Genomic DNA, 20,453 nt, shown 5'->3' with positions numbered 1-20,453 from the left:
TTTCGTAGCAATAAGGGTGATTTAAAGGCTACAAATCAACTGAGTAAATGCCAAATTTGTCAATTTTTTTAATCAAAACCTAACATTTGAGAAATGGGGCATCGCAAAACTGTAAGATTATTGCGAATAGTTTCACTTAATCATTACAAGGAATAGTTCACAGTGACTAAAGGAACAGAAATCATTGCGATCGCTGCACGAGAAATCCTCGATTCGCGTGGTAAACCAACCGTTGAAGCGGAAGTCAAACTTGCCAACGGCGCAATCGGTCTCGCACAGGTTCCCAGTGGTGCATCTACAGGTAGTTTTGAAGCCCACGAACTACGGGACGGAGATAAAAAACGCTATGGTGGCAAAGGAGTTTTAATCGCAGTTCGCAATATTCACGAAAAACTTCTACCCGAACTCAAGGGGGTCGATGCGCTGAATCAAGAATTAGTCGATCGCATCATGATCAAACGTGATGGCACACCTAACAAATCTGACATTGGAGCAAATGCGATCTTGGCGGTTTCTCTTGCTACAGCAAAGGCAGCCTCCAAAGCGATCGGACAACCTTTGTATCGCTATCTAGGCAATCCTCTCTCGAATGTGTTGCCTGTGCCTCTAATGAACGTTCTTAATGGTGGCGCTCACGCTGATAATAACGTTGATATCCAAGAGTTTATGATTGTGCCCGTAGGCGCACCCACCTTTAAGGAAGCTTTGCGCTACGGTGCAGAAGTATTCGCAGCTCTTAGCTCCGTACTCCATGAAAAGGGCTTATCAACTGCCGTGGGTGATGAAGGTGGATTTGCCCCCAACCTTGAGTCCAATCAAGCAGCTCTAGAATTGCTAATCGATGCAATCACCAAAGCAGGTTATAAACCTGGGGAACAAGTGGCACTAGCGCTAGACGTAGCATCTAATGAGCTATTCAAAGATGGTAACTATGCGATCGATGGCAAGACCCTCAGTCCCCAAGAGTTCGTTAACTATTACGAAGGTTTGATCTCCAAATATCCTATCGTCTCTATCGAAGATGGATTAGAAGAAGATCAATGGGCTAGCTGGAAAGCTATGACCGATCAACTTACTAATACGCAATTAGTCGGTGATGACCTATTTGTAACCAATAAGACCCGTCTAGAGCGTGGTATTCGTGAAGGTTGTGCTAGCGCCATCTTGATTAAGCTCAATCAAATCGGTAGCTTGACCGAGACTCTAGAAGCGATCGCTACCGCAGACCGTAATGGTTATCGATCGGTGATCAGTCACCGTTCTGGCGAAACTGAAGACACCACGATCGCTGATCTTGCTGTTGCCACACGCGCAGGTCAAATCAAAACAGGTTCTCTCTGTCGTAGTGAGCGCGTTGCTAAGTACAACCGTTTACTCAGAATTGAAGCAGAACTTGGCAGCCAAGCAGTATACGCTGGCGCTGTTGGTTTAGGTCCTTCTCGCTAAGCAAATCTCTAGTACTAAAAGGCAAAGGATAGGCGGCGTACCGTCTATCCTTTATCGTATCCAAGGTGTCGCAATTGAACCGACATGTCAACTCTTAGTTACTTTGCAGTATTGGTGTGAATATCGCACCTATTTTCATATCGCTAACGATTGGGAGGTATCAGAATCAACGATCTGCCGCACTGTCAAAAAAGTAGAAAATGACTTAATTAAATCCAAGAAGTTTCGGTTAACAGCACCATGCCCTCAAAGCTCAACTGGTGGTTGATCTGACAAATCTCAAGATTATTTGTACTGCTTACGGTAATGGTAAGCAGCACGATTTTTCATTATTCAAAGCCAGTGGAGTTCGGGTTCACGAGTAGACACAAGGTTTAGCGGATAAGGGTTATCAAGGTTTACAAAATTTGCATCCTAACTCGCTAGTTCCTATCAAAAAGCCTAAAAATGGCTCTTTATCCAAGGAAGATAAGTAGTTTAATCGCCAACTTGCTCGTCAACGTATTGCGATTGAGCATGTTAATCGTCGGCTGAAGATTTTTAAAATTCTTTCTTTGCCTTATCGTAACCGTCGTCGTCGTTTTGGTTTACGTTGTAATTTGATTGCTGCCATTTATAACTTTGAAGTTGCTCTTCCTACCTCTAAAACTTCCTCTCCTCAAACGGGGCATTTCTGGGAGAAGCGATATCACAGTATGGGGGAAGGAAAAAGTAGAAAGTAAAAAGTAAAAATTTCAATCTGTTTTTTCCTTTTCATTTTTTCCTTTTGCCTTGACAATCGTTGCTCCTAAGATTCGGGTGATATCTTGGGCTTCTTGGGCGATTGGAGTGAGTCGGTTTTCGGGGAGGATTTCGGTGGCGGCGAGAAGTTTTAGCCAGTAGAGGGTTTCTCTTGCTTCTTTGAGTGCGATGTAATTTTTGTTGATAAAGTCGGCTTTGCTTTGCCCTGCTTGCCCTTCTTGGACATTTGCGCCAATGGATGTTCCAGATCGCAGTAGTTGTTTACCAATTGTTCGCGCTACGCCGCCTGATTCTTCGAGATGTTGGCAGAGTTTGACGATACGGACGGCGAATTGGAAGGTGCGATCAGGAATGCTTTGCATTTCAAGGAAAAAGTAGAAAGTAAAAAGTAAAAATTTCTGTTTATGTTAACGACCAATACCGAAACAATCTAAATCTATCTACATCTTATTTTTTCCTTTCTACTTTTTCCTTTTTCCTTGAGCAGACAGGTAACGGATCTTGGAAAAGCGCATTATGTCGTAGCTAATGGACGGTTTACAAAAGTTGATAGAAGTGTAAAATCCTTATAGGTTACACTTCACAAGTCTCGATGCGAGAAAAGAAGTAATACCTCCCATACCTACCCAACTCACCCCACCAATAAATACCCCCCACATACTCGGTGACGGGAGGTGACCCTTCACACACATAAAATTATTCTTAAAAAATGAGTCTGGATATGCCACCATCTTGCCTTCGCTCGCCCATGCAGTGCGATCACAAAACTCATTCCAAGTTTTAGAACTAGGATTGCTAACCTCTAGCTTACCATCACACTCGACATAAATCTGTTTCTGGACACTAAAGCCAAACTCAAATCCATGCTTTTTACTATATTCCACCCACAGGCGATCTAGTGTTAATAAATCCTCGCAAGGAAAATTTCTAATATTATCTAACTCTAAATTTCCCTCTTCTTCCCGATTTGTCACCTTGAGCATCAACTTCCAAGTTTCCTGATCCGCTTCATACCATTGCTGATTTTTGAGATACTCCTCTAATTGTTGATAGAGAGAATTTTTCACCTCAGTTTCCACAGCTTGCAACAGGCGCTGTTCTTCTAGGGCTTGCAAATCCTTTTTGACATTTGCATCAATCTGCTTTCTCGTTTCCTGAGTGCAAGCCAAAGCCAAATCGATTGCCCCTGCATCTAGCGCTTTTTTAATGAGATTGCTAGGCTTCTTAAACTTACTCACATACAACAAAATCACCTGCTTCCACCAATCTTCAGTAAAATGCTCGTATAAAATGCTTTCTTGATTTGTACGAATAATTTCCATCGCTGCTAGAAACTCTTGGAAACTTAAATGGGAAAACTCAAACTCATCAACTTCCCTTTGTACTAGCAATTCGCTAATTTGTTCTATTTGAATCAGAAATTCTGTCGCATTAATTGCATCTTCTTGTTCTGACAAGTAAACCTCAAATCTTTCTAGCAAAGTTTCGCGATCAATTCTTTCTTCTTTTTGAAGCATCATTTCTAGCGCCAACATCTGCAAAATTATTTGTGCTTCGTCCGTTAATACTGTTTGCAATTGACGTGCCTCAACGCGATCCTTGAGTTGCAACTTACAGATCTCCTCATACAGATCCGCCTTGCGTTTTGGTAATTCTGCACTAGGATAGCGACGATGAAACCGAGCAATCATCGTCAGCAATAGGGGATTACTAGCTAATTTTTGCAATTCATCACGCTTAGATATTTGTTGCAAGAGATCCTTTGCCGAGAGTTCCGCTTCTCTCCGAATAGCTGGTGAATCCGTTTTGCCAAAACTATAAAATTCTTGCGACCAATACCATTTCCCCACAAATTCTCTAATCTGCTCAGGCGTAAAGGGTTGTAAATTAAATACAGACTTCAAATCAAGTGAATCAGCAAATCCTTGCTCAGTATAGGCTTTGGGACGAGACGTTAAGATAAAAACTGATTTAGGATAGTTCCGCATTTGCGTATTCAGCCACTTCGCCACCAATGGACGCTGTAATTTAGGAACCTCATCAAATCCATCCAACATAATCAGCATCTTGCCTTTATTCAGCAAATCATGCACCCAATTTGTCGGCATCTGCAAACTATTATTGAGACTAGGAATATGATATTTTTCGATAATTGTGGGCAGATCTTCAGGATTTTCTTGAGTGAGTAAATCTCGATATTTCCTCAATAGCAATAACACAGGTACAAAACGTGGTACATTCTGGCCCTGTTTGTTTCTACTCAAACGATAGGCAACATGACGTAATAGCGTTGTTTTTCCATAGCCGCCCCAAGCCAAAATTGCTATTTGTCGATATATGGGATCGCTTTTCGCCTTTGCTAACAATTGCCAAATATCAACCGTAAAGTCTTCTGGATTAAAATCCTGATCGTTTAAGAGTCTTTTGGCTATCCTCTGCTCATTACGAAAACCTGCCATACCCATATTAAAATTGAGGCGCAATCGGACAAACACATCCTCTAGCATTAGTGTCGCGATGCCTTCAATCTTTCCAAATCCCTCAGTCTTACAAAGTTCACAGTCCGCCGCCTGTGCTTCAAAATAGCGATCTTCTACGGCGGTAACTTTTGCCGCTACAGCCTCACCGAAGCGATCCATTCCCTGATTAACTGCTTTACCCAACTGCTCAGCCCGTTCTTCATTGCGCTTATGGATTGGCATCAGCATCTTTGCCCCATAGGAAATCCCTGCACCAATCACCGCCGAGGCGATCGCTTTGGGGATGTCACTTTTGATAAACAATTCCCAAAAGGCATTTGCACCACCAACACCGATCCCGCCCGTCATGATTGCCTTGAGTAAGATATCAGTAATTTTTTCTTCCCAAGTTAATTTTGGTTTTGATTCTGGTTCTTGAGTCATGGTGCTTAAGGCGATCGCATTTTAGTCAGTATAAACCGATATCTCAAGTATGTATAAATTACGAAATATCAAAATTCGCTTGACCTAATTCCACCGACACGCCATCAAAGCGATTGTCATTAGGGTGATAAGAAAGCAACTCAATCCCGATCGCCTCATCAGTATCAGCATCCTTTATCAGAATAATTCCATCACCCAGTTCAGAACAAATTTGATTCTTGCGAGGAGATTGCCAAAATACGGTTAGCAATTCCATTTTAGGTTCATAAAAAACTTTTATCTGTGCCATAGCTGTCTACCTTCCTTAATTGCATCAGTTTGATAAGCCGTAATTAGAAAACCATCTCCATTTAATTTACGGGCTACTGCTACTACCCAACGTCTTTCCCGTCTTTGCAAATAAAACAAAAACACATCAGAGTCCCGATTACTTTCTCGAATCTCGTCAGGTAGCTGTAAAGCAGTTTCTACCAATTCCTCTAAATCTGCGAGATCGGGATGTTTGACTAAAAGTTTTTACCAATATTCGTCTGTTGTCCTGACAGTAAAGCCCAGTGGTGTTTTAACATCAAATGCAAATTAGCGATCGCCTAGAACAAAAAATCACATTAACTAGCCTGACTACCGAAGTACCTCTGACTGAAATTTATCGCCGTGTTGTCACTAATCAAGAAGCTTAAACTCATCTATGGAAGCTTAGGATATTGACGGAAATTGGGTTTGCGCTTTTCGAGAAAAGCTTGCTTACCCTCTTGAGCCTCCTGCGTCATATAGAACAATAACGTCGCATTACCCGCGAGTTCCTGAATACCTGCCTGACCATCACAATCAGCATTAAAAGCCGACTTGAGACAGCGAATCGCCAAGGGACTCTTATCCAAAATTTCCTGCGCCCATTGAATACCTTCCGCTTCCAATTGCTCCACAGGTACAACCTTATTCACCAAGCCCATTTCCAGAGCTTCCTGAGCATCATATTGACGACAGAGATACCAAATTTCGCGAGCCTTCTTCTGTCCCACCAATCGCGCTAAATAGGAAGCACCAAAGCCACCATCGAAACTACCAACCATAGGACCAGTCTGCCCAAAGATAGCATTGTCAGCAGCGATCGTGAGGTCACAAACTACATGCAAAACATGACCACCACCGATCGCATAGCCAGCCACTAAAGCAATCACAGGTTGAGGCATCGTGCGAATCAATCGTTGCAAATCAAGCACATTTAAACGCGGTACACCTGATTCCGAAATATAGCCACCATCACCACGTACTTTCTGATCCCCACCAGCACAGAAGGCATATTTGCCATCGGGAGCAGGCCCCGCACCAGTTAACAACACCACCCCAATCTCCACATCCTCCCGCGCATCAGCGAAGGCAGCGATCATTTCCGTAATTGTCTTGGGGCGAAAAGCATTACGAACTTGAGGACGATTGATCGTAATTTTTGCCATTCCATCGGCTTTGTGATAGAGAATGTCTTCAAATTCGGCGGCGAGTTGCCAGTCGGTCATGGGTTTTGAATATGGATAGTACAGGGACAGATTTTATCAAAATCACATCACAAAAAGTAGTTTGTGATGTAACCTACAGCGCTTTGCACTCAAAAATGTCCTCAAAAACCTATTAAAAGCGTTGCAAAGTAACGCTTTTAATAGGTTTTTGGGTTTGCTTGTTCGGAAATAACTATGGTTATCGGGGGTGCAAAATCTGTAAATAGTTATTAATTTTTGTTTTTTATCATGTCGTAGCTAATAAGCTATATGTATGTAGACATGTAGATACGGCTAAACAGTGAGTTCAGGAGATAGGGGCAATGGTTATTGTATGGAATAGTTTTTTCTTGGGGGTATTCTCCGCTTTTGCTTGCTCCAGCTTGTTTTTATGGGTAATGGTTGCCATTTCTTTAGGCAAATCTCCATTAGAATTCAAATAATTTTTTGAATAATTTTCTTGTTTTTATTCTATTATAAAATTTACCATAACTTTGTCGGAATGATTGCCAAAAGTAAAGAATGGGCTAAACGCGACCTCTACTTTTCAAACTTTGCGTGCTAGCGGTTGCTATAATCAAAATCTGAGATTTTTTAATAAATTTTTTAATTTAAGGGCAAATAATGGCGACTCCCCACAGGACAAAACAGGTAAATCTTCGTTTTCCTTTGCCTTTATTGAGCCAAATCAAATCCCAAGCCGATGCCAAGCAACAGGCGATCGCTGATTGGATTTTAGCGGTAGTGAGCCGTGAGTTTGCGCCAGAACCTACCACCGACGCAAAACCTGAAGCTGCTCCCCCTGAACCTGCTCCCTTTGTATTACATCATGAACTAGCCGCATATGTGGAGAGTTGTTTAGCGCCACTCCAGTCGCAAGTTGTGGAGTTGAGGACACAATTGGGGGAGTCCAACGCCTGATTGACAATGGGAAATCTAGTCAGGCTTCGGAATCTGTCCCAAATGCATCTAGTTACAGCGCTCAGTCTAATCAAAATCATGGGGTTTGGTCATCATCAGGCAATCCCAAGCCTTTATTTAGTTCTTTAGCAGGCTTTGCCTTAGAGGTTGGCGATCGCCTCGTCATTAACGGTGAAGAGTTAATTTTTAAAGGGTGGGTCGATCAATCGCAAACAGCAATTGAAGTAAAGTCTCTCTCTGATGAGGCGGCTCAGGTCAAGCAAATTCGTGCTAAAGAGATCAAAAGTTTGGCGCGATCGCCAGAAGATATTTCTAGACATGCGCCATCAACAAACAAGCAAACAACTCCAGAAACTGAGCAGTCCCCATATACAGGTAACTCTGAAGCCAGTGCAGAAACAAATTCCCCTGAAGTTGAAATAGCAACTGGCGATCGCGAAAATTCCGATCAAAAAATTCCTAATAATTCAGATAGCTCGGTAAGTAATTCTCCAACAGAAGAAACTCCTGAGATACCTAAGGAACCTGAATACAATGCTTGGGAAGTATGGACTTATCTAGAACGGCAAAGGGTAAAGACTCTCAAGCTAATCAATACCTTTCATGCCGAATGGGAAGCGAATCGGTTTGTCCGTGAAGCCGAACGGAGTACGCCGCCCAATTTGCGAGTGCACTATGAGATTCGTCCTGTTTTGCTAGATGAAGCCGAACTCAATGGTTCCTATCAAAAAGTCGAAAATACAGAAAAACAGCAGGAGCCACCATCCCATCCTCATGAAGAAGACTACGCCGATGCGATCGATGTGGAGATTTTGACTTAGGCTCATTAGAACCCAAATTGCTGTTTCGCACGCTATGCGTGCGAAACAGCAATTTGGGTTTTGTTTAAAACTATGCTGATCTACTTAGTGCTATATGTGAGCTATCTTTTACTGTAAAATTCCTAAAGCAATATTAAGCAATATTATTTATTTTAAAGAGAAAATTATGGGAGAAATGGTTAACGCGATGGTCTTGTGCATAGTACTGATTCCCGTCGGTATTGCATTTGGATACTTTTTGCTCAAGCTCCAAGGCGAAGAAAAAGAAGAAGCTTAAAGCTTTCTAAGGCATAAAAAAGGCTCCCGAAAGGGAGCCTTTTTTATGCCTTAGAATCTGATTTGAAGGTTAGCTCAGTGCCATTGAGGATACGCTCGATATTGGAGCGATGTAACCAAATTACAAACATACAACCTACCGTAACAAAGCTGGAATAAACAATATTGCCCTGTAAAGTCCACATGAAGATGGGGGCAGCAGTTGCCGCCGCAATGGAGCTAATAGAAACCGTGCGCCAAATTGCCATCGTGGCTAGCCACACGCTAAAGGCAGCGATTGCCACAATCCAGTTCAACATAAATAAAATCCCCACACCCGTTGCTACAGACTTACCACCCTTAAAGCCGAGCCAGACAGGGCGACTATGACCAATTAAAGCCAGCATCCCTGCGCCAATTACAAACAGCGACAGATTGTCGATCGCTATATTTGCCGTTAACCCAAAACTGGTGAGCAACCAATTCGCTTGCTGCATTACATAAATAGCGATCGCCCCTTTCGCAAAGTCCACCGCAAATACACTAATTCCTGCAAACTTACCGACATTGCGCCAGACATTCGTTGCCCCAGTCGAGCCTGAGCCATGTTCACGAATATCGATACCTGCCATCCGTCCCACCAGATAACCCGTCGGGAAAGATCCTAAAAGATAGGCGATCGCCAGCAAGAGATAAGGAAACCACATAAGCTGTATTTGAAATTATTTGAAAGTAGGTTTACAAACGTGAAGCTACATAAATTTTAAGGCTCGCTAAGCGAGCCTTAAAATTTTATTTTTGAAAGTGTGGCTTTGCCACACTTTCAAAAATTTTTCTCAAGTCAGCACTTGGTGCTGTATCAGTCAATCGAAATTGATTGTGGCCCATCACTTTTGCCACTGTTACTAGCAGAGGATGTCTTAGCTGGTGTTGCTCCTTGCTTCTCTAGCCAACCCTTTAACGGATCTTGTTGGAGATCGAGCTTGAGAAAGCCCGAAACGAGTCCACCAAAAAATGCAACGGGTTGCCCTAAGAACTCATTGAGAATCGGTTTTAGCTCGTCCATAAGTGTAGAAATTGTAATTTGGGTTAGATAATAGAAATATTTAGAAATACTAGTAACTATGCCAAGGGCTGTAAGAATTACTTATTACGATTGTATCGCAATCACATAAGGGACGTGCAGTAAAATAAGGAACTGATCTTTTGCGGCGTGGCGAAGTCACGTCACCCCAAAATCAGTTCTTGGGTCTATGGAATTGTGCCTATGAATCTGCATTCTAGGCATAAAAACTCAATATGAAGCTATTCTAAGCACCCATAACTACTTTCTGACTAGATGATTGCTACAATTTCTGATCTTCCCTAACAATTTCTAGCCATATCGTAGTTAAATCGATCAATGCACTCTTACGAATTTCCTGAGAGTGGCTAATCTAGAGAACATTTTCGATGACCACGTTAAACCGATCCACTCTTCGTCGCCTCAAAAAACTCAAGCAGACATCTGCGGTTTGGGAAGGCGATCGCCGTGCTTTACCTGCCAAGATCCGTCAACCACAAGACTCTTCTAACATTATTCCGCTTCATGCCCCTGATGAAGAGTCCAAGCCCCACTGTATTTTGTGGGTAGATGGCTCAATGGGCATGGTACGGTCGATGGATGTAGTCGATTCGGCAGTGGGGCAAGAGGCTTTTGTCCGCGCCTTATTGCAAGCGATCGAACATCCCCAAAGTCCTGCCCAACCCTCCTTGCCACAAAAGATTTTGGTATGCGATCGCGAACTGCAATTTTATCTACGTGGCGTACTCCAAGATTTAGGAATTTCCGTTGAATATATCGAGCGACTCCCCTTAATTGATGAAATTTTTTCGCATATTTTAGAAAGTTTTTCCGCCAACCCTCCCGTAGTACCAGAGCGATTTGCCGAAGCCCTACATAGACAGTCTGAACAGCTATGGCACAATGCTCCTTGGAACTCTCTCTGGGATCATCAGGTAATTTCCATCAAGCTGGATGCATGGGATCTAGAAACCCTCTATGCGATCGTCATGGGCAAAATGGGGCTAGAGCAAGGGGTGATCTTTTACCGCACCGAAGAATCCCTAGTCAAGTTTCGCCATCGGATCGTTGCAGGCAGTTCTGAGGATGAAATCGAAGAAACCTTCCTACATCAAGACTGTCTGTTTAATTTGTTTGAAACTCCAGAGTTGGAAATGGAAGATGATTTTCCGCCATTTCCATTTCGTGGCAAGGTGAGGGCATTGCCTGTCGCCTCTACACCCATGAAGCCGATCTATGGCACATTGCATCCTCTCGAAGGTGGTAGACCCTACCTATACGATGAAGAAGCGATCGCGCTGACCGTGGCGCTCGAAGCCTTAAATAAATTCTGGGAACAGTACAGTAATCGCCTGAAATCTAGTTTTGGTAATTTAACGGGGACTTACACTATTTATGCCCCCAGTCTCGATAGTGATGTCGAGGAAAGTATTGAAGTAGTTGTCCAGACCATGCCCGATCTGGCAGATGAATTACATAACTTGGTTGAAGATGACGATGATGATGACGATTCCCCATTGATCAAAGAGGATCTTTGGCCAGAAAATGCCCTGATCCATATGATGACCATTCCTTGGGCACAGGTGGAGTTTTTACGCAGCACAAATATCCATCGTCAGCTTGCGGACAAACCTATAGCGACATCTGCTCAAAAAAGTGAAGGCTTAGCAGGACTGATGATTCAGACCTCCCGCCCCAAAGCCTTAGAATTAATCGAAAGAATTAATAACTTTGGTGGTATCCACGCTTTATGCTTCAATCCTGCGGAGGATATCCTCGGTAATACCTGCCAACTGGGCTTAATGGTGATGAACAACGATGATCTCCATCTCTTTGGCGAATTTGACAGGAAAGCGCTCAATAGTGATCATCACAAACGTTGGAAGCAACGGGCCAAAAATACTAAAGGTAATATCTGCGTCATTATTGCCATGGGCATTACAGGCGGTTCACGAGGCAATCCTGCGCCCCATCATATCTTGGGCTATTACGAAATCAAGCTGATGGATGATAAAGAGTTAGGTTTAGGCAAATTACGCGCCGAACCAGCCTTTGACTTTGATTTTGACTTTTAAACTAAGAGGAGTGTGCGAAGCACACTCCTCTTAAGTTAGAAAAACTTTCCTTTTTGCCCCATGTCTCAACAAATTATTTATCGCATCCTTGATGCCAATCTCGATCGCGCCCGTGAGGCAATTCGCACCATCGAAGAATGGTGTCGCTTTGGTTTAGAAGATCTCGACCTATGCGATCGCTGTAAACAGATGCGCCAAGAACTCGCCCAATGGCATCGAGAAGAATTTCGTCGCGCCCGTAATACCCCAGATGACCCTGCCACGGGATTAAGTCACGCAAATGAGGTAAGTCGTGCGGATGTGCAATCGGTATTGCGAGCGAATATGGGACGCTTGCAGGAGGCGCTCAGGGTTTTAGAGGAATATGGCAAAATTGTTGATCCCAATTTGGGCGCAGCAATGAAGCAATTGCGCTATCAGGTCTATACCTTAGAGAGCCAATTACTAAGTTATGAAGCAACCAATATTGGACAGATGCGCCGCCAAAAGTTACAAGCTGCGAGTTTATATCTGGTGACTATGCCCGTGGATAACATTGTCTCCGTGGTGGAGTCAGCACTGCAAGGTGGGGTGCAGATTGTGCAGTATCGCCAAAAGGAAGGAGAAGACGGCACTCGTTTACAGCTTGCCCAGCAGCTTTGTGACATTTGCCATAAATACGATGCGTTATTTCTTGTAAATGATCGCGTGGATATTGCGATCGCCGTCGGAGCCGATGGCATCCATGTGGGACAAACGGATTTGCCAGTTGCCGCAGTGAGCCAAATCCTCAATGCTAATGGTGGTGATGCTTCCCAATACATCATCGGGCAATCCACCACTAATCCTCAAGAATTAGCGATTGCCCTGAATAATCAAGTGGATTATGTCGGTGTGGGGCCTGTCCATGCCACACCCACTAAACCCAATAAAGCAGCCGCAGGTTATGAGTATGTCAATTACGCGGCACAAAATATCCAGATACCTTGGTTTGCGATCGGCGGTATCGATGAACATAACTTAGAAGAAGCGATCGCCGCAGGTGCAAAGCGAGTTGCTGTAGTACGTTCCTTGATGAAGGCTGAACATCCTGATCTGGTGGCAAAACAAATGCGATCGCTATTAAAGTAATCAAAATGTTTGAAAGCACTGCGAAGCGGTGCTTTCAAACATTTCTCTTGGTTTTGCAGCGCAAAGCATTACCCTGCAAGATCATTCCCTCGTAAGGAACATTGCATGATCATGTTTCAATATGTAGTATATATACTACATATTGAAACATCATTAAAATTATGCCTTTTCAAAAATTAGATATTTCCACACCCAAGCCAGTCTTGTCTTGGGCAGATCATGACCTTGGTCATGCGGAAACCCAAATGGCGAAAAATGTTGCCTCCTTGCCCTTTGTGTTCAAACATGTTGCCCTCATGCCCGATGTTCATCTCGGTAAAGGTGCACTCGTCGGTTCTGTCGTTGCCACCAAAGAAGCGATCGTACCTGCGGCTGTGGGCGTTGACATTGGTTGCGGTATGGCTGCGATCAAAACTCCATTTCACTATGACCACTTAGAGGGAAAACTCAAGCAAATTCGTTTAGAAATTGAAGCCGCGATTCCTGTCGGTTTTAATGACAATAAAGAAGTAGAAAAGCCTGTCCTCAATTGGCAAGGATGGCGCGACTTCCGCGATTTGCATAGTGGCGTTCAGCATCTAGAAAGTAAAGCGATGAAGCAAATGGGTTCCCTCGGTGGCGGAAATCACTTCATCGAAGTCTGCATAGATACCGATCATCAAATATGGCTAATGCTACATTCTGGTTCTCGAAATATCGGCAATATGCTAGCGCAAAGACATATTGAGACGGCAAAGGATTTAGCAAAACTAGCAGGAACTTCTCTACCCGATAAAGACCTCGCCTATTTTGTGGCAGGTACTTCTGAATTCGCTGCTTACTGGCGTGATTTGCAATGGGCGCAAGCATATGCACATTTCAATCGTGATGTCATGATGGCGCGATTTAAGAAGATTATCGAGAAGTATGCTAGTGGTGGTAAACCATGTAAGCCTCTGCTAACGGTCAATTGTCATCACAACTACGCTGAGAAGGAAACTCATTTTGGTGAAGATGTGTATGTCACGCGCAAGGGTGCAGTGAGAGCGAGAACAGAAGACTATGGCATTATCCCCGGTTCAATGGGAGCAAAATCTTTCATTGTCAAAGGGAAAGGAAATGCTGAAAGTTATTGTTCCTGTTCGCATGGCGCAGGACGGTTACTCTCTCGCAGCTAAGTACAGGACAAAAATTTAATGGAGTTAAAGAAGGCTTGAGAATTGAGATGTAAGTCAAAGATGATGTGACGAAGGAAATCAAAACCAAGGCGAAAAATGCTTTTAGGAAGACGACCGTGTTTTTTAGGCTTGAGGGGATTTAGTTGAGCCAACCAAAGCCCAGAAGAAAAAGCCCAACATAAAGCCAGAGTAAGCAAAGCAATTAGTTTGGAAAGACGTTCAGGATCTTGAAGATGAGTGGACTCCAAACAAAAGCCACGGGTTTTAAAGCACCCGAATAAAGTCTCAATAGCCCAACGCTTAGCATAGTCAGCAATAGCCGTATCAGGGTCATGAGTCGTCGCGACAATTAATAAATCGCCATCATCAAGACGCATAGCGGCTATACGAAGCCAATGGTTCCAAACCTTTCTGGGCTTGGACAATACTTTGGACTGACCAACTTGGAGGTCTTGAAAACAAATGTCGGCACGCAGTTTTTTCTGCCCGTCATTGAGCAAAGTATTTTTACGGCGGATACGAAAACGGTTACATGGTTCACACAACAAGTAATCTAACCAATCCTCACCGACAAACTCTCGGTCTGCACTCAAAAAGTCGATTTTGCGGTCTCCAAATATTTCCAGAAATCGATTACACAATTCACAGCGCTCACGGGTGTTTGAGTTACCTTTTTTGTCCAGCATCATCCATACCAACGGGAATGCAATACCGTAATGCACTATTCCCAATGTCAGCACATTAAACACGGTTTTACCGAATTCCCAATCGGTGCGGTCGATAGAAATTACCCAAGGTTCGGGGATTTGCATGACTTTGACGACCATGAGTGCGATCTTTTCATAGTCCACTTCAAAGTCTCGAAAAAATCTCTGTAACCTCTTATAGTGTGATTCGACTTTGGCATAACCACTAAATCCTGTGGCAATTTCAGCTAGGTTTACTGTCTTTACTCGCATTAGCGCGATCAAGAACATGGACACAAAGGCTAGTCTTGCTCTATTCCATTGCAGATGTTGCTGCAACTTTTCTCGGAATAGGTTAATCTCTTTCATAGGGGTTTTATTTACGATGTGGTTATCTTTTATAAAACCCCTCCCTGCCTACTTTTGCAACTTTTTGTCCTGTACTAAGCTCTCGCAGTAAAGCGAAGGATCAGTTCACTTTAGATGATTTGATTCAGCAGACTAAAGGAATTGAATGTCGTAAGGACACAGGCATCATTGATGAGATTCCTGCGGCTTATAAACCGATTGAGCAAGTGATGAATCAGCAATCCGATCTCGTAGAAGTAGTCGCGACTTTGAAGCAGATTATCTGTGTAAAAGGTTGAATTACAGAGCGTTGCGTTGAATTAAAAGCCAGATAAATATTTAAAAGCGCGGCGAAGCCGCGCTTTTAAATATTTATCTGGCTTCACTAATACCCTCTACTATATTTTTTTGGTTATTATGATGTAATTAGCATTTGTCGTGACTATGCTAATGCTATCTACCAAACTTACTTGAAATTGCTATGGTTAATTCTGTTTCTGAGCAATTACCTGACCATTCCAGCCAAATCATCACAGTTCGTCCAGACAGTGAAACCGCCACTCTGCAAAAGCTGCCCTATTTTGTTGGTATATCTGGCACTACTGCGGGTGCAAAGGGAATTTCGATGAATCTGGTGATCATTCCCGCAGGAGGCAAAGCGGAGCCTCACTTTCATCGGGACTATGAAACTGCAATTTATCTAGTCAAGGGAAGAGTGGAAACTCGCTATGGCAAGGGTTTGAGCCAATCAGTGATTAATGAGGCTGGTGATTTTATCTTCATTCCCGCAGGTGTGCCGCATCAGCCTTATAACCTCAGTGATACGGAGGCAGCCCACGCGATCGTGTCCCGCAATGATCCCAATGAACAAGAAAATGTCGTTCTCTACGCTCCAAGTCTTTACAGTTAATTTCAAGAGAAAGAACTACAGATGTTCTAAACCCCCATTTGTGTAACTGCAATTTTGCCTGAGAAGCAGACATCGACATCGGTATTGGGAGCGCGATCTCGAAGATTGTAACGACCCGCATAGGTTACGCGATCGCCATCGACTTTAAAACCTAACGGCAACGGCTGACTCGACTTTTCGCAAAATACAATTTCAGGAATGGTATCAAGATCTGCCATCTCTAAATGAGGCAAATTCACATTCCAATAGGACTGCGGCGGAAGTTGAATTTCTAACAGTTGCTTAATTACCCTAGCGGAAGTCTCGGCAGCCCAATTCCAGTCAAACTCTCTACGCCGATCGCGATAATGGGAAATAGCGATCGCAGGAATATTATGAAAAGCTGCCTCGCGTACCGCCGCCACAGTCCCCGACATATAGACATCCACGCCCATATTGCCACCATGATTGATGCCTGATAGCACCAATTTCACATCACTATATAAATGTGCGATCGCCACCCTTACACAGTCCGCAGGCGATCCATCAATGGCATAGGTATCCTTGCCCAGTTCTGCTCTTTGCTGAATCGCGATCGGCGCATGGGTCGTGACTTGATGACCACAGCCTGAATATTGACGTATTGGTGCTGCGATCGCCCCCTTAGTTCCAAATACTAATTCTGTAGCTTTTTGCAAAGACCAAATTCCCTCTGCATCAATGCCATCATCATTAGTCAAAATAATAGTCATGAACTTACGAATATAGCCTATTTAGGGTTTGTGTAATACAAATAAATTTTGAAAAAGCTTGCGAAGCAAGCTTTTTCAAAATTTATTTGGGTTTCGAGAAAGCGCAAAGCGCTATATCTGTAATTATTAATGTTAAAGATGACAAGTCTTTCATTCTCAGAGCTTTTAGTGAGAATGAAAGACTCTACACATATTAAAAAGCTCATCCTTAGGATGAGCTTTTTGTAAACTATGCGGCTTGCTCTTCCAACTGATCCTTATGGAGCCAAATTACAGGGGTTGGCACTTTACTAAACTTGACTTGGACATAATCACCACGAAACTCCAATACTTCGCCCCATGTCTCAAAAATATAGGACGACCAGCGAGTATCATTAGCCGTTGCTTCAATGCTATTTTCGAGCTTTTCACGAATTGCGCGAACAAGTGTGCCTTTCTTTAGTGCCATAGGATTTAATGCAACAAATTATTAAGAAATTAAAACTGCTAGTAGGTATTGTATAGCAATCCGATGTGAGAGATACATAGCACAGGTTAAACCTCATACAGGGCTTTGTGGTCAATCTCGACCCGAGCAAATTTTGAAAAGCGTTGCTTTGCAACGCTTTTCAAAATTTCCTTGGGGCTTTGAATCCAAAACTGCTGCAACAAGCTCTCCCAGTAATTTATAGTTATGAAATCAATTGAAAATTCTCAATATCTCCCAAATTTCTACTAGCTAAGAATAGCTTTAAAGTCCTGCTTCATATGGTTTTGAATCTATTCTTATGCCCTATAGCTACTATAGGCTTTCAGTAAACATCTTAGGGATTTTTTTGTTAGGATAGCCCCATGAATTAGGTATAACTGCCATGTGTATCTGCATCAATTGCACCTATGTCGATCGCTGCACAACTTACCACTCCGTCGAAGCTTTACATCTGCAACCCCATTTAACCGATCATCCAGATTTTGAAGCAATTTCTCCAACAATTAACGTTAATATCCGTACAGAATCAACTGACGATATTCAAATGGAATGGGATGTTGTCGGTTGTGAGAGCTTTGTTTCAGAAATGGGGAAATGGATGAAATTGCGTCCTGGCGAACTTGTTCCCACTTAAGCAGATCACAGATGATTGTGCCGCCCAATGGGTGGCACAATCATCTGTGATCTTGCATCTATTTTTCGATCATTTAGTCACCATGCGTTATATAACAAGAGAATACAAATAGCGTCGCTTTGCGACGCTATTTGTATTCTCTTGTTATAAATATCTCTCAAGAGATTTATAACGCCTCAGCAACGAGTTAGGAATTCATGTCCCAAGTTATCAAACCATTTTTGCTAAGCACTTTATTAGGACTATCTTTTAGCGATTATTTCATTCCCAATTTTAAAAATGATCAAAGGGATCAGATTATTGTCACAGCAACAAATACACAGACTGAGCGTAAAACTTCACCTCCAAACTCTTCCCAAAATTTATCTACAGACTCTGCAAAAGATAGAAAAGAATATCAGCGATTAATGCAATTATTTGGCGATCGCCAATTATCAAAATCATCATTTAGTGAAGTTCTGAAATCTGTTGCGAATCAGTTCATTGGCACAAGCTATCGCGAAGGATTATTAGATCAAGGGGAAACAGAAAAACTATTTGTCTCATTTACAGAATTTGACTGTGTGCTATTTGTAGAGACAGTTTTAGCCTTCTCACGCAATTTATTAGCCGCGAATCCCTCCTATGAGAACTTCGTCCAGAATATTCAAGAAGTACGTTATGCAGATGGTAAGCTAGATGGCTATTGCAGCCGTTTGCATTACTTCTCGGAATGGATACGTGATAATCAGAAACGAGGTATTGTAAGCGATCGCACTGAGGAGCTAGGTGGCATTCCGCTTAACAAATCCCTAAACTTTATGAGTAGCCATTGGCAAAAATATCCTCGTCTCAAGAATAGTGAAGCCAATTATCAATGTATTTTGGCAACGGAAAAGAGAATGGAACTGGAAATGCGATCGCAGCCATTGCGCTATATTCCCTCTCATAAAATCCATTCGATTTATCCCTCATTAAAATCTGGCGATATTATTGCTGTAGTGACAGATATCAAAGGTTTAGATACTACTCATACAGGATTAGTTTATCTCACGCCAAAAAATACCAGCTTCATCCATGCTTCCCCATCAGGAAAGGTCAAAATCTCTCCTGATTTACAGCGTTATGTCGAGCGTGTCGATCATGCGATCGGTATTATGGTTGCCCGTCCAATTTAATATTAAAAAGGAAAGCGCATAGCGCTTTCCTTTTTAATATTCTGATCGCCTAATTGTTAAACAAGCCCATTCCTGACGCTTCCAAAAAGTGGCAACCACCCACTTGTGGGCATCTAGGGCATCCGCGACCTTGGGGACTTGTTCGATTAAAATACCACTCAAAATTCCCCAGCCATTCTCATCGACTAACTGATCGAAATAGGGAACCATATCAACAATGATATCGGCGAGAATGTTGCAAGTAAATCCATTGGCAGGAGCAGGCATATTCGCAATCAAATCTTGAATACTGCCTTCCTGTACCCAGATTTTTTCTTCAGGGATGTCGTTAAGTTGGCGATTGTGATTAGTTGCTTTGATCGCCAAAATATCATTGTCGATCGCATAGGTTTGGCTTGCACCAATTAACAAAGCCCCAATACTGAGAATTCCTGAACCGCATCCGACATCCGCCACGACAATATTATCTTCTGGCTTTACTCCCCAAAGGCGCATTTCTAGAGCTTCTAAACATAACTGTGTCGTTGCATGAGCACCTGTACCAAAGGCACTACCAGGATCAAGTCGTAAAATTTTGCGATCGCTATCTGTCGGTGGATCAATCCAAGCAGGATAAATTACCAACATATCGCCGATTTCCTGTGGACTCCAATGTTGCTTCCAGCTTGATGACCAGTCCTCATCGCTGATGACTGTCCACTGCGTAATCGGAGCCTCGTAATTGCAGGCGATCGCATCTTGTTTGAGCAATAGCGCCAGAGCTGCTAAATCTAAAACCTGCCCTTTCTCAATAGGCAGATAGCTATTAACGCGAATCTGTCCATCTTTTTTTTGTGTCACCATACCTTGGCAACCAAAACTTTGTAATCGCCAAAAAATTTGTTCTTCTAATGCCTGTTCAGCAAGAACTTGGATTTCCCACCAATTATTGATTGAGGTGATGCTCGAAGGTGACATCTGGCGCTTATGACTAAATTTAATGATTATTCTATGACTATATTTAGAGGATCACGATACCCAGCAGCAAGCGCCTTTCATCGTAATATTTCAGGATTCAGTCTTGGATATATTCCTGCTGCTGCAATAACGCTAATTCTGCGCGTTGTGCTTCTCGCCCCAAATAAGCGGCATGGTCGAATAGTGTAACAGGACAAGGTTGTGTTTTTTCAAAGATTTCCACACAGAGTTCCTTAGCAGTTCGACCTGTAAACAATTGCACCGCTTGACGATCTACTTTGCCTCTTGCAGGAATTGGTTTGCCAGTTTCAGGATCAACGGCTAAGCCCTGTTCATTAATGAAGTTGCTATAGTGTTTCGCACAAATTAAATTTTGCTGGCGATCAACATAAATTATAAAGTAGCCGCTAGGATCAAGGGCTAGCGATCGCTTGGACAGTTCATCGTCAATTTTCTGGACTTTTTTTGTAAGTACATCCGTTTCCACAATCAGATTCATTCACTTTGAGGCTTGAAAATATTTTGTTTAGATCCCCATGATACGACTTAATATAGCTATTTATAATATGACAA

Annotated in this window: 20 protein-coding genes and 5 pseudogenes; 13 read left to right on the top strand and 12 right to left on the bottom strand. The window is 42.8% G+C overall.

The features are described from left to right. Positions 1-162: 162 nt before the first annotated feature. The 3 genes and pseudogenes from eno to HC246_RS26820 all read left to right on the top strand — a co-directional run. Positions 163-1,446 carry a phosphopyruvate hydratase gene (eno, locus tag HC246_RS01915; RefSeq protein WP_169361913.1) on the top strand — a complete coding sequence of 428 codons (1,284 nt, stop codon included), beginning with the start codon at positions 163-165 and terminating at the stop codon, positions 1,444-1,446. A gap of 88 nt (positions 1,447-1,534) precedes the next feature. Further along, a pseudogene (locus HC246_RS26825) lies at positions 1,535-1,672 on the top strand (helix-turn-helix domain-containing protein); the annotation flags it as partial. 13 nt (positions 1,673-1,685) lie between these two features. Next, a pseudogene (locus HC246_RS26820) lies at positions 1,686-2,072 on the top strand (transposase family protein); the annotation flags it as partial. A gap of 108 nt (positions 2,073-2,180) precedes the next feature. Here the strand turns inward: HC246_RS26820 and HC246_RS01905 are convergent. The 5 genes and pseudogenes from HC246_RS01905 to menB form a co-directional block, all read right to left on the bottom strand. Next, positions 2,181-2,549: a four helix bundle protein gene (locus HC246_RS01905; RefSeq protein WP_169361912.1), complete on the bottom strand. Its 369-nt coding sequence runs from the start codon at positions 2,547-2,549 to the stop codon at positions 2,181-2,183. A 204-nt stretch (positions 2,550-2,753) separates the two neighbouring features. After that, complete coding sequence (locus HC246_RS01900) at positions 2,754-5,090, bottom strand: GUN4 domain-containing protein (RefSeq protein ID WP_169361911.1); 2,337 nt, start codon at positions 5,088-5,090, stop codon at positions 2,754-2,756. Positions 5,091-5,148: 58 nt separating this feature from the next. Further along, positions 5,149-5,379: a hypothetical protein gene (locus HC246_RS01895; protein ID WP_169361910.1), complete on the bottom strand. Its 231-nt coding sequence runs from the start codon at positions 5,377-5,379 to the stop codon at positions 5,149-5,151. Beyond that, positions 5,367-5,645: pseudogene (locus HC246_RS01890) on the bottom strand (hypothetical protein). The gene HC246_RS01895 and the pseudogene HC246_RS01890 overlap by 13 nt, the downstream one beginning before the upstream one ends. Before the next feature lie 131 nt (positions 5,646-5,776). Beyond that, positions 5,777-6,607, bottom strand: a complete 831-nt coding sequence (menB, locus tag HC246_RS01885; RefSeq protein ID WP_169361909.1) for a 1,4-dihydroxy-2-naphthoyl-CoA synthase — start codon at positions 6,605-6,607, stop codon at positions 5,777-5,779. Between the two features lie 603 nt (positions 6,608-7,210). Here menB and HC246_RS01880 point away from each other — a divergent pair. From HC246_RS01880 to petM, 3 genes are all read left to right on the top strand, one after another. Further along, positions 7,211-7,507 carry a hypothetical protein gene (locus HC246_RS01880; RefSeq protein WP_169361908.1) on the top strand — a complete coding sequence of 99 codons (297 nt, stop codon included), beginning with the start codon at positions 7,211-7,213 and terminating at the stop codon, positions 7,505-7,507. Next, positions 7,441-8,328, top strand: coding sequence for a hypothetical protein (locus HC246_RS01875; RefSeq protein ID WP_169361907.1), 888 nt, complete (start codon positions 7,441-7,443; stop codon positions 8,326-8,328). The genes HC246_RS01880 and HC246_RS01875 overlap by 67 nt, the downstream gene beginning before the upstream one ends. A 166-nt stretch (positions 8,329-8,494) precedes the next feature. Continuing rightward, positions 8,495-8,605 carry a cytochrome b6-f complex subunit PetM gene (petM, locus tag HC246_RS01870; RefSeq protein ID WP_169361906.1) on the top strand — a complete coding sequence of 37 codons (111 nt, stop codon included), beginning with the start codon at positions 8,495-8,497 and terminating at the stop codon, positions 8,603-8,605. 43 nt (positions 8,606-8,648) lie between these two features. Here the strand turns inward: petM and plsY are convergent, their stop codons facing one another. Together plsY and HC246_RS01860 are read right to left on the bottom strand one after the other, a co-directional pair. Then, positions 8,649-9,290 carry a glycerol-3-phosphate 1-O-acyltransferase PlsY gene (gene plsY, locus HC246_RS01865; RefSeq protein ID WP_169361905.1) on the bottom strand — a complete coding sequence of 214 codons (642 nt, stop codon included), beginning with the start codon at positions 9,288-9,290 and terminating at the stop codon, positions 8,649-8,651. A gap of 152 nt (positions 9,291-9,442) precedes the next feature. Continuing rightward, a complete protein-coding gene (locus HC246_RS01860) occupies positions 9,443-9,649 on the bottom strand; it encodes a hypothetical protein (RefSeq protein ID WP_169361904.1) in 207 nt (68 codons plus the stop codon). A gap of 386 nt (positions 9,650-10,035) precedes the next feature. Here HC246_RS01860 and HC246_RS01855 point away from each other — a divergent pair, with 386 nt between their 5' ends. From HC246_RS01855 to HC246_RS01845, 3 genes and pseudogenes are all read left to right on the top strand, one after another. After that, positions 10,036-11,721, top strand: a complete 1,686-nt coding sequence (locus HC246_RS01855; protein ID WP_169361903.1) for a DUF6930 domain-containing protein — start codon at positions 10,036-10,038, stop codon at positions 11,719-11,721. Positions 11,722-11,781: 60 nt separating this feature from the next. Further along, a complete protein-coding gene (locus tag HC246_RS01850) occupies positions 11,782-12,831 on the top strand; it encodes a thiamine phosphate synthase (protein WP_169361902.1) in 1,050 nt (349 codons plus the stop codon). A gap of 161 nt (positions 12,832-12,992) precedes the next feature. Further along, positions 12,993-13,985 (top strand): annotated as a pseudogene (locus HC246_RS01845) (RtcB family protein); the annotation flags it as partial. On the opposite strand, the gene HC246_RS01840 reads toward HC246_RS01845, so the two are convergent. After that, positions 13,985-15,043, bottom strand: coding sequence for an IS4 family transposase (locus HC246_RS01840; protein ID WP_169361901.1), 1,059 nt, complete (start codon positions 15,041-15,043; stop codon positions 13,985-13,987). The pseudogene HC246_RS01845 and the gene HC246_RS01840 overlap by 1 nt on opposite strands. A 74-nt stretch (positions 15,044-15,117) precedes the next feature. Between HC246_RS01840 and HC246_RS01835 the strand changes: the two are divergent. Then, positions 15,118-15,321, top strand: a pseudogene (locus HC246_RS01835) (RtcB family protein); the annotation flags it as partial. Positions 15,322-15,503: 182 nt separating this feature from the next. Continuing rightward, complete coding sequence (locus HC246_RS01830; protein WP_169361900.1) at positions 15,504-15,932, top strand: cupin domain-containing protein; 429 nt, start codon at positions 15,504-15,506, stop codon at positions 15,930-15,932. Between the two features lie 26 nt (positions 15,933-15,958). On the opposite strand, the gene surE is transcribed toward HC246_RS01830, so the two are convergent. Continuing rightward, on the bottom strand, positions 15,959-16,663 hold the full coding sequence (gene surE, locus HC246_RS01825) for a 5'/3'-nucleotidase SurE (RefSeq protein ID WP_169361899.1): 705 nt from the start codon (positions 16,661-16,663) through the stop codon (positions 15,959-15,961). 229 nt (positions 16,664-16,892) lie between these two features. Next, on the bottom strand, positions 16,893-17,111 hold the full coding sequence (gene ndhO, locus HC246_RS01820) for an NAD(P)H-quinone oxidoreductase subunit O (protein ID WP_169361898.1): 219 nt from the start codon (positions 17,109-17,111) through the stop codon (positions 16,893-16,895). 403 nt (positions 17,112-17,514) lie between these two features. On the opposite strand from ndhO, the gene HC246_RS01815 reads away from it, so the two are divergent. Continuing rightward, positions 17,515-17,766, top strand: coding sequence for a Ycf34 family protein (locus HC246_RS01815; RefSeq protein WP_169361897.1), 252 nt, complete (start codon positions 17,515-17,517; stop codon positions 17,764-17,766). A 197-nt stretch (positions 17,767-17,963) separates the two neighbouring features. After that, a complete protein-coding gene (locus HC246_RS01810; RefSeq protein WP_169361896.1) occupies positions 17,964-18,923 on the top strand; it encodes an N-acetylmuramoyl-L-alanine amidase-like domain-containing protein in 960 nt (319 codons plus the stop codon). Between the two features lie 33 nt (positions 18,924-18,956). Here HC246_RS01810 and prmA read toward each other — a convergent pair whose 3' ends face one another. Next, positions 18,957-19,880, bottom strand: coding sequence for a 50S ribosomal protein L11 methyltransferase (gene prmA / locus HC246_RS01805; RefSeq protein WP_169361895.1), 924 nt, complete (start codon positions 19,878-19,880; stop codon positions 18,957-18,959). A gap of 97 nt (positions 19,881-19,977) precedes the next feature. Continuing rightward, entirely contained in the window at positions 19,978-20,379 is a 402-nt protein-coding gene (locus HC246_RS01800; protein WP_169361894.1) for a DUF4346 domain-containing protein, read from the bottom strand. Between the last annotated feature and the right edge of the window lie 74 nt (positions 20,380-20,453).

This window comes from Pseudanabaena yagii GIHE-NHR1, from assembly GCF_012863495.1.
GTDB lineage: Bacteria > Cyanobacteriota > Cyanobacteriia > Pseudanabaenales > Pseudanabaenaceae > Pseudanabaena > Pseudanabaena yagii.
Note: the sequence above shows the minus strand (reverse complement) of the source record. Positions and strands in the feature narration are given on the sequence as shown.

Bases quoted from the DNA above. Each gene is read 5' to 3' on its own strand.
- HC246_RS01815 (WP_169361897.1), top strand. From the start codon at position 17,515: ATGTGTATCTGCATCAATTGCACCTATGTCGATCGCTGCACAACTTAC.
- HC246_RS01800 (WP_169361894.1), bottom strand. From the start codon at position 20,379: ATGAATCTGATTGTGGAAACGGATGTACTTACAAAAAAAGTCCAGAAA.
- petM (WP_169361906.1), top strand. From the start codon at position 8,495: ATGGGAGAAATGGTTAACGCGATGGTCTTGTGCATAGTACTGATTCCC.
- prmA (WP_169361895.1), bottom strand. From the start codon at position 19,880: ATGTCACCTTCGAGCATCACCTCAATCAATAATTGGTGGGAAATCCAA.
- HC246_RS01905 (WP_169361912.1), bottom strand. From the start codon at position 2,549: ATGCAAAGCATTCCTGATCGCACCTTCCAATTCGCCGTCCGTATCGTC.
- HC246_RS01880 (WP_169361908.1), top strand. From the start codon at position 7,211: ATGGCGACTCCCCACAGGACAAAACAGGTAAATCTTCGTTTTCCTTTG.
- HC246_RS01840 (WP_169361901.1), bottom strand. From the start codon at position 15,043: ATGAAAGAGATTAACCTATTCCGAGAAAAGTTGCAGCAACATCTGCAA.
- ndhO (WP_169361898.1), bottom strand. From the start codon at position 17,111: ATGGCACTAAAGAAAGGCACACTTGTTCGCGCAATTCGTGAAAAGCTC.
- HC246_RS01895 (WP_169361910.1), bottom strand. From the start codon at position 5,379: ATGGCACAGATAAAAGTTTTTTATGAACCTAAAATGGAATTGCTAACC.
- HC246_RS01850 (WP_169361902.1), top strand. From the start codon at position 11,782: ATGTCTCAACAAATTATTTATCGCATCCTTGATGCCAATCTCGATCGC.
- surE (WP_169361899.1), bottom strand. From the start codon at position 16,663: ATGACTATTATTTTGACTAATGATGATGGCATTGATGCAGAGGGAATT.
- HC246_RS01900 (WP_169361911.1), bottom strand. From the start codon at position 5,090: ATGACTCAAGAACCAGAATCAAAACCAAAATTAACTTGGGAAGAAAAA.
- HC246_RS01810 (WP_169361896.1), top strand. From the start codon at position 17,964: ATGTCCCAAGTTATCAAACCATTTTTGCTAAGCACTTTATTAGGACTA.
- HC246_RS01855 (WP_169361903.1), top strand. From the start codon at position 10,036: ATGACCACGTTAAACCGATCCACTCTTCGTCGCCTCAAAAAACTCAAG.
- HC246_RS01830 (WP_169361900.1), top strand. From the start codon at position 15,504: ATGGTTAATTCTGTTTCTGAGCAATTACCTGACCATTCCAGCCAAATC.
- plsY (WP_169361905.1), bottom strand. From the start codon at position 9,290: ATGTGGTTTCCTTATCTCTTGCTGGCGATCGCCTATCTTTTAGGATCT.
- HC246_RS01860 (WP_169361904.1), bottom strand. From the start codon at position 9,649: ATGGACGAGCTAAAACCGATTCTCAATGAGTTCTTAGGGCAACCCGTT.
- menB (WP_169361909.1), bottom strand. From the start codon at position 6,607: ATGACCGACTGGCAACTCGCCGCCGAATTTGAAGACATTCTCTATCAC.